Annotated in this window: 9 protein-coding genes and 1 pseudogene; 4 read left to right on the forward strand and 6 right to left on the reverse strand. The window is 45.8% G+C overall.

The features are described from left to right. Window positions 1-135: 135 nt before the first annotated feature. Together QT990_RS08750 and QT990_RS08755 are read left to right on the forward strand one after the other, a co-directional pair. The gene (locus tag QT990_RS08750) at window positions 136-1,344 is read left to right on the forward strand and encodes a M50 family metallopeptidase (RefSeq protein WP_333139036.1); all 1,209 of its coding nucleotides are present in this window, start codon (window positions 136-138) and stop codon (window positions 1,342-1,344) included. 68 nt (window positions 1,345-1,412) lie between these two features. Beyond that, entirely contained in the window at window positions 1,413-2,111 is a 699-nt protein-coding gene (locus QT990_RS08755; protein WP_333139034.1) for a PEP-CTERM sorting domain-containing protein, read from the forward strand. A 118-nt stretch (window positions 2,112-2,229) separates the two neighbouring features. Here QT990_RS08755 and QT990_RS08760 read toward each other — a convergent pair whose 3' ends face one another. The 6 genes from QT990_RS08760 to QT990_RS08785 form a co-directional block, all read right to left on the reverse strand. Beyond that, window positions 2,230-4,452 carry an iron uptake porin gene (locus QT990_RS08760; RefSeq protein ID WP_333139032.1) on the reverse strand — a complete coding sequence of 741 codons (2,223 nt, stop codon included), beginning with the start codon at window positions 4,450-4,452 and terminating at the stop codon, window positions 2,230-2,232. A gap of 292 nt (window positions 4,453-4,744) precedes the next feature. After that, window positions 4,745-6,397 (reverse strand): HD domain-containing phosphohydrolase, encoded by a 1,653-nt coding sequence (locus QT990_RS08765; protein WP_333139030.1) that lies wholly within the window; start codon window positions 6,395-6,397, stop codon window positions 4,745-4,747. A gap of 141 nt (window positions 6,398-6,538) precedes the next feature. Next, window positions 6,539-6,820, reverse strand: coding sequence for a 4a-hydroxytetrahydrobiopterin dehydratase (locus tag QT990_RS08770; RefSeq protein WP_333139028.1), 282 nt, complete (start codon window positions 6,818-6,820; stop codon window positions 6,539-6,541). Between the two features lie 605 nt (window positions 6,821-7,425). After that, window positions 7,426-7,650 carry a hypothetical protein gene (locus QT990_RS08775; protein WP_333139026.1) on the reverse strand — a complete coding sequence of 75 codons (225 nt, stop codon included), beginning with the start codon at window positions 7,648-7,650 and terminating at the stop codon, window positions 7,426-7,428. A gap of 69 nt (window positions 7,651-7,719) precedes the next feature. After that, window positions 7,720-8,778 carry a photosystem II D2 protein (photosystem q(a) protein) gene (psbD, locus tag QT990_RS08780; protein ID WP_333055206.1) on the reverse strand — a complete coding sequence of 353 codons (1,059 nt, stop codon included), beginning with the start codon at window positions 8,776-8,778 and terminating at the stop codon, window positions 7,720-7,722. 1,191 nt (window positions 8,779-9,969) lie between these two features. After that, window positions 9,970-11,988 carry an NB-ARC domain-containing protein gene (locus tag QT990_RS08785; RefSeq protein WP_333139024.1) on the reverse strand — a complete coding sequence of 673 codons (2,019 nt, stop codon included), beginning with the start codon at window positions 11,986-11,988 and terminating at the stop codon, window positions 9,970-9,972. 314 nt (window positions 11,989-12,302) lie between these two features. Here QT990_RS08785 and QT990_RS08790 point away from each other — a divergent pair, with 314 nt between their 5' ends. Together QT990_RS08790 and QT990_RS08795 are read left to right on the forward strand one after the other, a co-directional pair. Then, window positions 12,303-13,490, forward strand: coding sequence for a patatin-like phospholipase family protein (locus QT990_RS08790; RefSeq protein WP_333139022.1), 1,188 nt, complete (start codon window positions 12,303-12,305; stop codon window positions 13,488-13,490). A 253-nt stretch (window positions 13,491-13,743) separates the two neighbouring features. After that, window positions 13,744-14,749, forward strand: a pseudogene (locus tag QT990_RS08795) (hypothetical protein); the annotation flags it as partial.

The raw sequence follows: 14,749 nt of genomic DNA on the forward strand, positions 1-14,749 counted from the left end.
ATTCGGTAAAAAACCCGGTTTCTCGACCCCCATGCGTCCAGGACTGAAATTGCAACCTTTCTGTATAGCAAGATACAAATTGCTGACATTGCCAATGTTTTTCTGTGCAGCCTACAATTTATAACTCCCAACATCATGCAAAGTCGTGAAAAATTTGCACGCATCGAAGGTCAAGAAAAATTGTGCCCCGACTTAACTAAGGAAGAGGAGAAATCTATATCTCAAAATCCGAGTGAAGATTCTCCAACGATTCTTTATGGCCCAAAACTCAAATCAACGGTACAGTGGATACCGCACCCAGACGGCTATTGGATACTCCGCAATTCAGAAGGCGTTACTTGCTTGCAAGTTGACAATTCTGACAAAGAGGTAATGGAAAAGTTGGGCTTGAAGCCAATCAGCGATATCGCATCGGAATATGACATTACTTTGGAGGATTTGCAATACTTGCTGCGGATGCTAGCAGAAACGGGAATGTTAGAGGGAACCCAACCTCAAAAACCACCCCCAAACAAATTCAACATTCAGCAATTATTGTCTTTCCAAATTCCCCTGTTCAATCCCGATGCTTGGCTAACCAAACACACAGGTAAACTCCGCTGGATTTGGACGTGGCAATTGAGCTTTTTTCTGTGTGTTTTGATCGGTGCTTCTCTGGCTATATGGCTGGCTTTGGCTGACGAGGTTTCTGCTTCCAATCAACAGGTTTGGGCAACTGGGGAAATTACAACTCTGGTAACATTTGTGCTACTGATTATGGTAGTAGTTGGTCTGCACGAATTAGGTCACGCTTTTACTTTGAAGCACTACGGCGGTGTTGTCCCAGAAATGGGGCTGTTGTTTTTGTGCTTGATACCGGGATGCTATACAGATACTACAGATCAGTACAGTTTAGTGAGGCGGAAGCAGCGCGTTTTTGTAGTAGCAGCAGGCGTGTTGGTGCAGGTGGCTATCTGGGCTTTTTCGGTTTGGGTTTGGGTTTTTTCTAAGTCTAACTCTGGATGGCATTTTGCTAGCTATTTGCTGATGGTAGCAACGCTGGTGACTGTAGTTTTTAATCTCAACCCTTTGAATAAGTTTGATGGCTATTATTTGCTGGTTGCTTTGACTGGGCTTAACAATTTGCGATCGAGGTCTTTTCAATTTTACGCTCGTTGGCTGCGGCGAGAACACATTTGGGAAGAACCTTCAGACTGCTGGACTTTGGCTGCTTATGCTCCTTTTAGCATAGCTTATACGGTCTGGGTTTTAGGTTATCTGTTCTCTGCTGTTGTTCATTTGGTGGTGGAAAATATGCCGAGGTTTATCGATTTTTCTAAGTTTTACCTGCAGTCTGGCCTTTAAAAAAAGCGGAAAGCGGCAGACACTTTTCCCGATTGGAAAGAAGAGTGATTATTTAGGAGTGTGTCGCAATGAATGGATATCAAAAGTTAGGAATAGCGGTTGTTTATGGGGTTCTTAGCTTGGCTTTCAATGAGTTGGCAATTCCTGTACAAGCTGCTGTTCTCACGCAAACTTATACGGTAAATTTGAAGCAGCAGCCAGTTAATAGTACGCTGAATGGGGTGTTTCCTAAGTTTAATTCGCTGTTGGGGACGCTGTTAAAGGCTTATGTTACAGTTCAGTCAACGGTTAACAGCGATATCAGTATTGTTCCTGCTAGCAATTTTACTGGTACGGCGGTAACGAGTGCTCAGATTGCTGTGAATTTACCGAGTTTAAAAGCTGACCCCAATTTGGTTCTGAGTTTGTTTGCAAATCCGCCGGAAATGAGTATTGAATCGGGGGCTGCAGGGGCTAGAGGTGGGAGTGCGATGGTACGAGTTTCAAGGAGTTACAGTTCGCCGCAGTCTCTAAATATGTTTAGTGGGTGTGCGGGGGATTTAATTGCTGCTAGCATTGCGGCAATGGGTACTGTTAAAGTTTTAGGAACGCCTGCAACTGGAACTTATGCGGGTACAGTCGCGGCTGATTCAACACTTACTCTCGCCTATGAGTACGAGTCTGAGTCGGAAACTGTGCCGGAACCTACTACGATCGCAGGTGTTGGTTTAGCTTTTGGCTTGGGGTGCTGGTGGAAGAGGAAGGTGGGGAAAAGGGATTTTAAATAAGATGAGCTGCATTTGTCCGCCACACAGAAAAGCCCTGCCTTTGGCAGGGCTAATTTCAAAGTTTAGAGTTATTAGCAGACAGAGAGGATATGACCCCCCTGCCTCCTCTAACCCGCTCTTAGAACGTGAAAGTAGTTCTCAGGGTACCAATGATGGTGTCATCATTACGGCGATTTTGATCGGGATTCGTCACCCAAATCACGCCCGGAGTAACAGAAATGTTGTCCGAGAGCTTGAATTTGTAGAACCCTTCAAAGTGCCACGACTGGTCATTTGTGAAGCCCCGCAAATCGCTCGGAACCTTAAGTTTATCCAAGTAAGGCTCGCGACCTACCACGAACCCTAGCAAGTTGCCTTCTTTCCCGAAATCTGGCAAAGCCAAGGTGACAGCGTAATTCCAAATTTTCGCATCGCCGATGCCGAGAATGCGAGCATGGGTTAAACCAGCCCAGCCGCCAATGATAAACCTCGGGCTCAGCCGCAACGAAGCCTGAGCACCGTAGGAGTTGCTGACCACTTTGCGAGCGCGGAAGGAGGTGCCATCCTCGTAGGTAAAGCCGTCACTCAAAAAGCCGAGAGAATTAGCCTCGTTGGTACCGGTGAAACCGCCGGGGACGCTGGCCCCGGAACCGTTGTCAAACCCAAAGTTACCCCTGCCAAAGTAACCGTGGTTGTAGTTGAAAGCAACTTGCAAGTTGCGTCCGGGGGTAAAAGTCAACTGACCCATCGCCGCGTAGTCGCCATTCGTCAAGCCTGCACCCTTGCTAGGATTGGCTGCATTTGACGCCAAATAACCGAAGGACAGAGAAGTCGGGCCGAACACGCCACCCAGCAAGCCCCTGCCGCCGAAGGCGTAGTCAAAGCCGATACCTGAGCCACCGCCCAAGCGATAAATCGGGTTCCGCTGTCCAAAGGCGCTCAATGACCCGTTACCGCCGTCAAAGTCTTCAAAGTAAGGGTTGACAGTCGGCATAATGTCGTCCCAAACGCCAGCGTTGGCTATCAGGCTAACGTTCAGTCGCTGACCGACGGGGAACTTGTATAGCAAGGTGTCGAGGGCAACAACGTTGTCGGTTCTGCCGACGACATTCCAAGTTTGAGTGCCTTCGCTGGTCAACCCTAAGTTCAAGGGTTGACCGTTGCCTACCTGAAGCCTCGTCAGCAGCAAGTCTCTGCCGGTGAAGCTAGTGTTTAAATTCAGACGTACCCGCTGTTGGAAGACAGCTTCGTTGTTGTTGCTGCCTCTTCTGCGCTTTGAGCCCAGAACGTTAACACCGCCAGTCAAGGCACTAAAGTCCCTAAAGTCGTCGGTGAGGGCAAAAATTGCTTCCCCGGTCAGCTTGGTAGTAGTTGAGAATTGGTTGGCTTCGAGTTCGGCTGTCCGAGCTTCCAAAGCATCGACGCGGCCGCGCAGGGTTGCCAGTTCCGCTGCAAATTCTTCTTGGAGCCGTTGGAGGGCTGCCAAGTCATCTCTCGTAGCGAAGTTGCCACTGCCTGCTCTAATGAGCTCGCTCACCTTGTCTAAGCAAGCATTTAAACCGGCTGCGAATTCGTAGCGGGTCATTGCCCGGTTGCCGCGGAATGTGCCGTCGGGATAACCGGCAATACAGCCGTAGCGCTCGACTAGGGATTGGAGTGCTTGGAAAGCCCAGTCTGTGGGCCGCACGTCGGAAAGTTGAGATACTGAGGTAACTTGACCTTCAGTTTCGCTGCCGGCAGCACCTTCGGTGGTGTACTGGTTGAGCTGTTCTAATGTGGCGGCTGGGTTTTGCTCTTGTGGTGCTGCAGTTTGGGCTAAAGATTCAGCCGGTTTTGGCAAACTTGGTTCTGCCGACTCTGCCACTGCCGGGGCTGGAGTTTCTAATTGAACTGCACCGATTTGCTCTGGGAGAGCGGTAGCTGCTGGGGCTGGAATTTCTAGTTGGGCTGCCGGGGCCGAATTTTCTACTGGTTGAGCGACTGCTGGCTCAACTGCGGCTAAAGATTCACTTGTAGGTTGTGATGCCGCTTGGGGATCTTCCTCAGCAGGGGCTGTGTTGGATCCGACGAGCGCACTTTCAGTTGCAGGCGTGGCCACATCTGCCATCGCTGCCTGGGTTTCGCTGCCAGCGACTTGGGAAATTTCTTCTACTGGCTCGGAGGCTGCAGTTGTTTCGGAAACAGCAGCTAAAGCATTTAGTTTCGCTTCGGAGGTTTCAGCGGTTTCAGCTTTGGCGGCAGCGGGATTGAGCGCATCAGCAGCCTGCTGAGCGTCTGCTGCCATCGCGCTCGAAGAAACTACTAGGGTAGCTCCTAAGACTGCTGGGCTGATTAGTAAGTAACTCCACAAAAATTTCGACATATTCACTCTCATCCTCACACCGATTACAGAGAAACTTTTTTAGTCTTCTATGTGGTCAGTCGTTGCTCAACTAGCATACTCTAAAAAGAGACCTAAAATTCACTTTTTCTTTTGATTCTTTCGGGCTGACCGAGTATATAGATGTGACTGACGGCTGCACAGAGCCTGTTTTTTTACCTGTACTCAACGGCGTCAAAACCATACCAGGCTTGGGCTGTGGATTGATTTGACTGCTGACACTAGATAGCGCCCGATCGCCTCTTTACTTTTTAGCACAGCACGCCCGACTCGTCTAGGCTGATTCGACTTTAACATCCAAGCTGTGTCCTAGAACGCTAAAGACTTGGCGGTGATCGAATAGTTCCAACAAATCGGCGTTGATTTTATTGTGAGCTGCTTCTTGCCGCAAAATTTTCATCGCTGCCTCTGTTCGCAGAGCTCGCTTGTAGGGGCGATCGCCTGCTGTCAGGGCATCGTAAATATCGGCGATCGTCATCAATTGCGCTTGAATTGGAATTTCTGACTTGTTTAAACCTCGCGGATAGCCTGTGCCATCGAGTTTTTCGTGATGTCCGTAGGCAATGTCTGGAATATTTTTTAAATCCTTTGTCCAAGGAATTTGTTTCAGAAACTCGTAAGTGTGAGTTACGTGAAATTCTATTGACGATCGTTCTTCCGGCGTCAGGTTGCCCCTTGACACCATCAATTGCAATATCTCGTCTGGGTTCAGCAGGGGTTTCCTTGCCCCATCTATATCTCTGTAAGTTTGTCGAGCAATCTCTCGCAGTTGAGCTAGGGGTTCTGCTGCCAAAATGTGAGGCTCGTTTGCCTCTAGCAGCACTTCCCAGTATTCTGCTAATCGGGTTTTCGCCTCTGCTAGCTTAGTGTCTAGCTGTTCGATTTCCTGGCATTGAGCGCACTCTGGCTCCTGGCTTGGGTGTTTTCGGTAGGCTGAATGCTCCAGCAAGTATTTATATTTAGACTGGACGCATTCCATTTCCATCGTCCGTTGAGCTAAGCCAAAGCGGTGGCGAATGATTTCTAGCTGTGCGGGGTAGAGCTTTTTCTGTTTGGTCAAAACTGCTTCGGGCACTCCAATTTTGCCAAAATCGTGCAGCAGGGCGGCGTAGCGAAGTTCTTGAATTTGGCGGTTGTTAAAGTAAATAGAGCGCAGTCCTCCGCTGCTGACGGTGTTTACTTCTTCTGAAAGGCGTACTGTCAGGGCTGCTACTCGTTCTGAATGGCCGTAGGTACAGGGGTCTCTGGCTTCTATGACTTGCACCGAGGCTTTGACGAAGCCCTCGAACAAATGTTCTATGCTGTCTTGAAGTTGATTGCGCTCGATCGAGATGGCTGCTTGAGAAGCGAGCGATCGAACTATCCTTTCTTCCCACTCCGAATACTGCTGCGTCGCTTCCCAGGCATTGTCTGCTGTCAGCACCGTATCTGCCTTTGTTTTGCGGTTGATCAGTTGCAGTACACCTATTGTCTCCCCCTGTCGGTTTTGCATCGGCAGTACCATTACCGAGCAAGTGCGGTAATTAATATCCCTGTCAAAACTGGTATCTAGCCGGTAGGGTACGCCGGGGGGTAAGTCGTAGGCATCAGACAGGTTCAAACTTTGACCTGTAATTGCCACGTATCCCGCCAAGCTTTTGTCTGTCAGTGGCAGAGCAAACTCCTTAAACGACAGGCTTGGTTTAGAACCGTTTTGCGCTACCTTGAACAGCAGCTTAGGTGTTTCGTCGCTGTGATCTACTAAGTAAACACTGCCAGCATCGCTGTAGGTGATTTCTCTACTTTTGGATAAAATTAAGTTTAACAAGTCGCCCAAATCTTGGGCGCTCGACAGAGCCGCGCCAATATCTAAAAGCTTTTCTATCAGATGGGTTTTTTCTGCCGCAGCAGACTCGTTCTTGAACTCTGGCTTTTCAAATACGATCATGGTCGGATGATGGGGAATAGCCTTTTATACATTGAACGTTTGGCCTCTCGACTTTTTAGCACCCGATTCTCACCCCCAGTCGATTTTTTATTGGCCAGCTTTCCGCGAGCGGGGCCTGTTGTTGCGCCAACGGACACTCTTTTAATCTAGCGTAGAAATCTCTTGGGCTAGCGCAAAGTCTTTCTCAGTTAAGCCTCCGGCATCGTGAGTTGTCAAGTTAAGTGTAACTTTATTATAGGAAATTTCTATATCGGGGTGATGTGCTGCGGCTTCTGAGGGGGCGACCAACTTATTTACAAAGGCGATCGCTTCTATAAAATCTTTAAATACACGGGTAGAGCGCAGTTGTTTGCCTTCAACCGTCCAGCCTGACAATTGACTGGCGCGCTCTTGAATTTCAGTATTGTTAAGTAGCTCAGCCATAATTTTTTTCTTTGGGATTAGCAATGGCAGATTAACTGCCCACCTGTAGAAACCCGGACCAAAAACTATCCGCTCTCACCAATAGCGTTTAGTCTCAAGTTTTCCTACTCAAGATTTAACACTATTTGAGGTGAGAGCGGTCTAGCGGGTCTTCAGATTAGAACCTGACTGCCGGGAGAATCCCTAGCTCAGCCTGGTTCCCCGTGGAAGTCGTTTCCCGTTGGAGACGACGGCTGACTGCTAGTGAGCGGCCCCGGCGCACAGCCGGTAGTTTCCAATCTGATGACCCATGCGTTTACTACTTTCTATCATGGGCATCACCTCCAGGTTTAGCTAAATGGCTTAATATTGGAACGCACATCACCTAAATACAAGATTTAAGGTGATGATTTGTGCGCTAGCCATTGCCAGCGTTACCGAAAGAACTTGCGTTCTGAGTATCATTCCAGTAGTCACAATTATCAGAATAACACAAGAAATTAGAAGTGGGGGAGGCAAATTGAGAATTTTGCAAGATCGGCGGAAATTACTGCTGCTGCAAGCTCTTTGATCGATCTCTACAGCAAGCGGGCGATCGCTGTTTCAGCCATTTGCGGATATGTTCTTCAGAATCCGCGCTGTGCGGCTATCAGGTGCATGGCAACTGAGGCTGCGGGGAAAGGCCGATCGATTTCTAGCCAGATGGAGAGTTCACCAGATATAGAGACACGAGTTGTTCTAGCTGCAGGCAGAGTTTGTTTTTGTACAAAATCAACTTTTTTTAGGGCGCTAATTCGATCGAATCCTGGAAACAAAAAGCTCCCGCCACCAGGCAGGAGCTTTTTAAGCATTAAGGGTAAAGCCTAAACTGCTTTATCTTACCCTTTTAAAATGTTGGAATTTTTGATATTTCGCCCAGATTACAGAGCGTTACCGCGAGGCAGAACTTCTTCAGGGAAGATGAAGTTTTCGTGAGGTTGGTCTGTCGGAGCCATCCAAGCACGAATGCCTTCGTTAAGCAGAATGTTCTTAGTGTAGAACGTTTCAAACTCAGGATCTTCAGCAGCGCGTAATTCTTGTGATACGAAGTCATAGGCGCGCAGGTTTAATGCTAAACCGACAATGCCAATGGAACTCATCCACAAGCCTGTGACAGGTACGAACAGCATGAAGAAGTGCAACCAGCGCTTGTTGGAGAAGGCAATTCCGAAGATTTGCGACCAAAAGCGGTTAGCTGTAACCATCGAGTAGGTTTCTTCTGACTGAGTTGGGTTGAAGGCGCGGAAGGTGTTTGAGCCTTCGCCGTCTTCAAACAAGGTGTTTTCTACGGTTGCACCGTGGATAGCGCACAACAGCGCACCGCCCAAGATGCCTGCAACGCCCATCATGTGGAAGGGGTTGAGCGTCCAGTTGTGGAAGCCTTGCAGGAATAACAAAAAGCGGAAAATTGCTGCGACGCCGAAACTGGGGGCGAAGAACCAGCCTGATTGACCCAATGGGTAAAGCAGGAACACCGAAACAAACACGGCGATGGGGCCGGTGAATGCTAGGGCGTTGTAGGGACGGATGCCGACCAAACGGGCGATTTCAATCTGACGCAGGCAAAAGCCGATCAGTGCGAAGGCGCCGTGGAGGGCGACGAATGTCCACAGCCCACCGAGTTGGAACCAGCGGGTGAAGTCCCACTGTGCTTCGGGGCCCCACAGGAACAGCAGGGAGTGTCCGAGGCTGTTGGCTGGGGTGGAGACTGCTACGGTAAGGAAGTTGGCTCCTTCGAGGTAGGAGCTTGCCAAACCGTGGGTGTACCAGGATGTGACGAAGGTGGTGCCTGTTAACCAGCCACCGATGGCTAGGTAGGCGCAGGGGAATAGCAGGATGCCAGACCAGCCTACGAAGACGAAGCGATCGCGTTTGAGCCAGTCGTCGAGTACATCAAATATGCCTCTTTCGGTCTGGGCGCGTCCGACTGCGATTGTCATTTACGGAAATCTCCAAATGGATATAATTACAACGGACGTTGTTCTAGTCACAACTTCCCACCTCATAGCTCTGCTGTAGCATAAAATGAGTGGATTGTGAGTATAATTTACGTTTCTTTACCGCTGATGATGATTATAAAGGGAAATCTTTACAATAGCAAGAGCGAATTTTAAGTTTTGAGTAAGTTGGTAGTTCTGACGGGCAAGGCAATAGATAAACTGGGTTTCGGAGCTCAGGGCAATTGCTCAAAGCCGGAAAATGATTGAGCAACCGGGTTTCTCTCTCAATCAAGTATGAGAGAATCCGGGTTTCGGAGCTCAGGGCAATTGCTCAAAGCCGGAAAATGATTGAGCAACCGGGTTTCTCTCTCAATCAAGTATGAGAGAATCCGGGTTTCGGAGCTCAGGGCAATTGCTGAGCATGAAAATGAGTGAGAAACCGCTGGTTAAAAACTAGAGATTGCTAGCGATCGACATTTTGAGTGAATTTAGCACCCAGAGGCTAAACGGCAAGCCCCCTATTCCCTCAACCTAGTGGGGAATTACTTTTTTGACATACTCCCCTGCCTAAAGGCGAGAGGATTCTTAACACTTCATCGACCAATGCTACCGAAGTAGTCTTACGAGCGCCTCCATGTTCATTTTAAGTCGTGGCAATGCCCTATCCCGACTATATGTATCGTTTTGTTTGAAAAACATTAACAATACTTTGTTTTGCTTCCAGGTTGGATTTTAACCATTGCCCTTGGGTCTTTCCCTATTACTGGATCAGTCCCGGTTTCAACTCAAGATGAGTATATATCGCTGCAATCTTAGGTGGGGATTTCAACCAATTAAACTATAGCATAAAGCCGTCCTAAAAGGACGGGGCTTGCATCCCATTTTCTCGGTCAATCAAAATCCGCCTCAATGATTCAACAAAAATGTTGTCTTGGCTGTCATATTCGGTAAAGAACTGCTTACGATTGGGCGTTTTACGATTTGGCGTTTGCGGTGGCTTTACCTGTAATCATTTTAGGTTAAATCCTATAGATTTAACTAGGTTTATCACAAACGGTTACGAACCCGCAAGACTTAGGAACTGTCACAAGGGCTTTAGGGCGGTCTAGCCCCACAGCATCACCCACCAACTAAACGATAAACATCGGAACATCGGGACTTTTTAGTTGCCAAATTAAATAATTTGACAGCTTACTCGACAGCACCTAAAGCTTTTAGCAAGGATTTTTGCCCTTGAGTTAAACCTGTAACGCCCTTGATATTCATGCCTTCATAAATTCTTGAAGGGGAGAGATTTTTTCCATACTTCTGCATTTCAACCGTTGAACATTCAATCGTTTGTTCGCGGCCATCTCTAACTAAATTATGACTATTTTCTCTTGGTCTACTAAAAACCGATTTGGCTAAATTAGATCCAGAAAAGTTGACTTGGTACAGATTAATACCCCTCATATCTGCTTGCCAAATAGTGATATCAGAAAAATCAGCGCCCGTTAAATCTAGTTGAAGTTGACATAATAAATTGAAGATATTACCAGCCCCATATCCGGGTGCTACACCCTGCTCTGCTAATTTGATTAAAATGTAATTTAGTTTTTCCGCTAACTTTTCGGTGGTGTTGTACGTAACTAGGAGTCGGGAAATTAAAGGCGTAACAATGGCGCTAATTTGATTTTTTCTGACCGACTCTTCGGCTGTAGCTTTAATCAGAGCATAGTTTTGAAGAAAAGGAAACAAGGAACAAGAGGATGTAGAACTATTGCACTCTTCTCTAGTAATTTCTTGGTAGAGTTGCTCAATTATTTTTTCTGTGATATAATCTCTGATTAATGGCTGCTGAGTGAAGCCAAAAATACTTTTTTCCGGGACTTGAATTGCGGCTTGTTCAATGAGAGAGCGCCACTGGAGAGATTCTAAGCTTTCTAATAATTCTGCCTGGAAAACTGGCGGGACGATATCATTTAGAAGTTCTGTCGGCAAAACTGGTTCTCGGTTAATCGCTAACCAGTAAAAAATTTGTTTTTCTATCGGAGATAAGCGATTAAATAGTTCATCTAACCAAAGGCGAATCCCATTAAAAATAGTTTCTTCTTGTTCTAAGAAATCTCGAATATTCCCCGCAAATAAATCTTGGATGGAACTCGCTGCTATTTTTAAAGCTATAGGATTACCTTGGTAGCATTTTATTAGTTCCGCTTCTTCAGCAGGGGTTCCTATTAAAGACTTAAGTTTGAGGATTTCCTTGGCTGCGACTGGTGCTAAACCTTGCAGTTGCAAGAATCGGACGGGTAAAGTTGCTCCGGTTAAAGATGCAATTTCTCTCGCTTTTTCTCTGCTGACAATTAGCACGCAACTTTGGTGATTGGTTTCAGCAATTTGTCTCAGAAGTTGGCTGTAGTTAGAGAATCCGTCGCGGTAAGTGCCTGCATAGCTACCACTCTGGCAAAGGAAGTCTAAATCATCAAGGATAATCAGACACCGATGCTGCTGTAAATACTTGATAAGAAGAGAGATGCGTTCGCCTACAACCTGGGGTAAATCGGTAGTTTGATCCTGTGATAAAAATTGGATAATTTTAGCTAATTCTTCGGGTAAAGGTGAACTATCTTGCAGGCTTTTCCAGATGACAAATTCAAATTCACCTTGAATTTCTTCTGCTAACTTTACCGATAAAGCAGTTTTGCCAATTCCGCCCATACCGATCAGGGTAATTAAGCGGCAACGATCTTGTAAAATCCAATGTTTAAGGGTAGCTAATTCTTGAGTACGCCCGTAGAAAATAGAAACGTCGATCGCCTCTGATAAATTGTGGTGGGTTTTTGTTATTAGGGAAGGATTTGGGAAGGCGATCGCTTGTTCCTCTGGATAACGTTTTAAGCCCAAAGCTTCCCAAAGGTGACAATTAGCCCAACAATCGGGCAAATTTGGTGATGTGGTTTTCGGTGTTTTATCTGGAGACGGGCGTGTACATGATTCAAGGATTGAGTGAATATTGCGTTTTGTGACTTGAGTTCCCAATGCCAGAGAAATTGTTCGCCATAATTGGGAACCGATATCTTTTAAGTAGTCGGCATCGTATCCTGATGTATCCGCCATGTTTTGATAAGACTGTCCTTGCCAAGATTGGCGGAATACTAGGTCTTGAACGTCGTTTAAGTGGCCTGGTTTGAGTAGGGTGTCTAAAATTGCTAAGGCTTCTTCGAGAGTCATTAGCTGTGACTGTAAAACAGTGACTAAGTAATTACTCTTATAGACTATCACTTTTTCTGACTCTTGTTACTTTTTTTTACTTTAGTTATTAAATCTTCATATAAAATTCTGGCCTTTTCTGACTTTTTCCCACTGTGAGGGCTGAGGTGAGAAGGTTATTGTGTAACTACGAACTAAAGGACTCGTGAGCATAAGGTAAGTATGAAAAAAATCTGTAAATTGCCAACGATGTAACACCTTCTCTTATCACGAAAACTTTGGAAATTAGTATCGAGTCACTAAATTAACAACCTATCATTCAGAGAGGAACTGAAATGTTCACCCATAAACATCCAAAATCTCCATACAATATTCTTTCTTTTGACGGTGGCGTAATTCGTGGTCTTTTAACGGCGGTTTTGCTAGAAAAGCTAGAAGAAGATCTACAGGAAAAGAATCCCGAAAAGGAATTAAAAGATTACTTTGATATCATTGCCGGAACTTCCACAGGTAGCCTGATTGCTTGCGGAATAGCTAGTGGACTTTCCGCCAAACAACTGAAGGGATTTTACCTAGAAAATGGCATGAAAATTTTTCCTAATTTCAAAGAGACTTTGAAAGTTTGGTTGGGTGAGGTGATTCAGGAAAATATTGACTTCAGCAAATTAGATCCTTTACATCTATTTTGTCAAGACGATAAGAATGACAAGAAATTTATGCTTCAACCTTTCTCCGATGGCCAAGGTCTGGAGGAGGTAATCAAAAGTGTATTTGGCTGTCAGGAATTTGGTCAATTGCCAAAATTAGTAGTCATCCCAAGCTACGATGTCTATAATCACGATGCTGTAATCTTCAAGAACTATCGAGAAGAGTATAAAACAATGCCAGTGTGGGAGGTTTGTAGAGCATCGTGCGCTGCACCTATGGCTTTTCCAGCTCACGTTACCCAGAATAAGGAATTTCTTAAATCTCTTAAAGTAAAGGCAAAAACAGCTACAAAAGCAGGGAAAGAGACAACTATAAAAATCCCGGATGAAGGTATCCCTTTAATTGATGGCGGTGTTGTTGCCAATAACCCTGTACTTTGTGCAATCGCCGAAGGACGCAAACAATTTAAAGATTTTCCTTCTGTAGTCGCTTCTTTTGGTTCTGGTATGGCTTTGAATCGGATTACAGTTGAAGAAGCGAAAGAGTGGGGTAGCTTGAATTGGGTAAGCATAGTCAAAGGTATCCCGATGCTAGATGTATTGTTTGATGGTTCAAATGATGCCAATGATTATGTTGCCAAAGAATTACTTGACGGAGAGAGCGAATACTTCCGCTTTCAACCGCTTCTGACAGAGAATGTTAAGGCTTTTAGTGCCGATCCAGATAATCTCTATTTATTGGTTGAGATAGCAGAAGAATTCCTTAAAACTAAGGAATGCAAGGAGGATATGAGTAAGCTTGTTAAATCTCTGACATCGCATCATTCCTTATTGGATTCTATGCGGGAGGTAATTCCTTATTTGAGTCAATTGTAAGATCACTATTGAGTCAAGATCAGAAAATTTATTCCCCTGCAAGGATTTCTGGCCTTCTCTGAGAGAAATTAGCCCACTAATTTCGATCTGACTTACGCATAAAGTCCTAGAAACTTGGTTTTTTACGAAAATACTTCGTTGAAGGCCACAGATTCAGTAAAAAACCCGGTTTCTTTAGTCGATATTGATGTTGAGTTACAGAAATTCCAACATCATTCATTTCAACAAATTTTAATTCTTGAGGTAAACTACCATGGCTACTTCTGATATAAAATCTGGTCAATTGGATAACAATGACATTATTTTTCCAGTTCCCCCTGAGCTTAGTGGCTTCACGCGGGCTGATGAATATGACTTGAATACAGATGCGATCGGGGAAGCACTCAAGCTTGCTCTTACAACTACAGATCCAAACAGCAAATATGATCCGTTTCTGCAAGTTATAGATGTCAATACGGGTCGGGTGGTTGCTGATTCAGACGATGGATCTTCAGAGAGTCTAAACTCATTGATTGAAGCCGGTCAGCCTGCAGGAAATATTGATTTAGTTGACGATCCGACAATTCCTAATTCTTTGACAATTGACGGCAGCGCCAAGTACAAAGTCCGCGTCACCAGCGTGAATTCATTTACCAGCTCGTCGTCTACTTATCCCTACAGTTTGCGGGCCAGCGTTCCTAATGGTAATGTTAGTTTAGTTGCGAGAGGTAGCAACTTCAGCAGCAGCCCTCTAACGGGCAACTCTATTACCTTCGCTGGTAAATTGGAGAGCGCCAAAGACTTTACTTTTCCGGTCAAGGCTCCCAGTATTGGCAACACACTTGCGGATGAATTTCAAGTAAAAATATCCTCGGTGGGCGAACCGATCAAAATTTCCCTCAGCAGCACGACAAATGGCTTTGACCCTTATGTGGAAGTTGTCAACGCTAATACTGGGGAAGTTGTTGACTTCAATGATGACGGTGGCGGTGGTAAGAATGCGCTGCTTTCTGTCCCGTACCAAGCAAATACTGAATACAGAATCCGTGTCAGCAGTAAAACTGCATTAGCTTCCTCTGCTGATTACAGCTTACAGGTCAGCACTTCTTCTGGCAATACTGTCACTTTGACCCCCCGCAGTGGTGACACCGGATCATCGTCGAACAGTGGCGGTAACGGAACATCGACAGCTAATTTGAATACCGGAACATCGACAGCTAATTTGAATACCGGAACATCGACAGCTAATTTGAATACCGGAACATCGACAGCTAATTTGA

Source organism: Microcoleus sp. T3_B1 (assembly GCF_036700445.1).
Taxonomy (GTDB): domain Bacteria; phylum Cyanobacteriota; class Cyanobacteriia; order Cyanobacteriales; family Microcoleaceae; genus Microcoleus.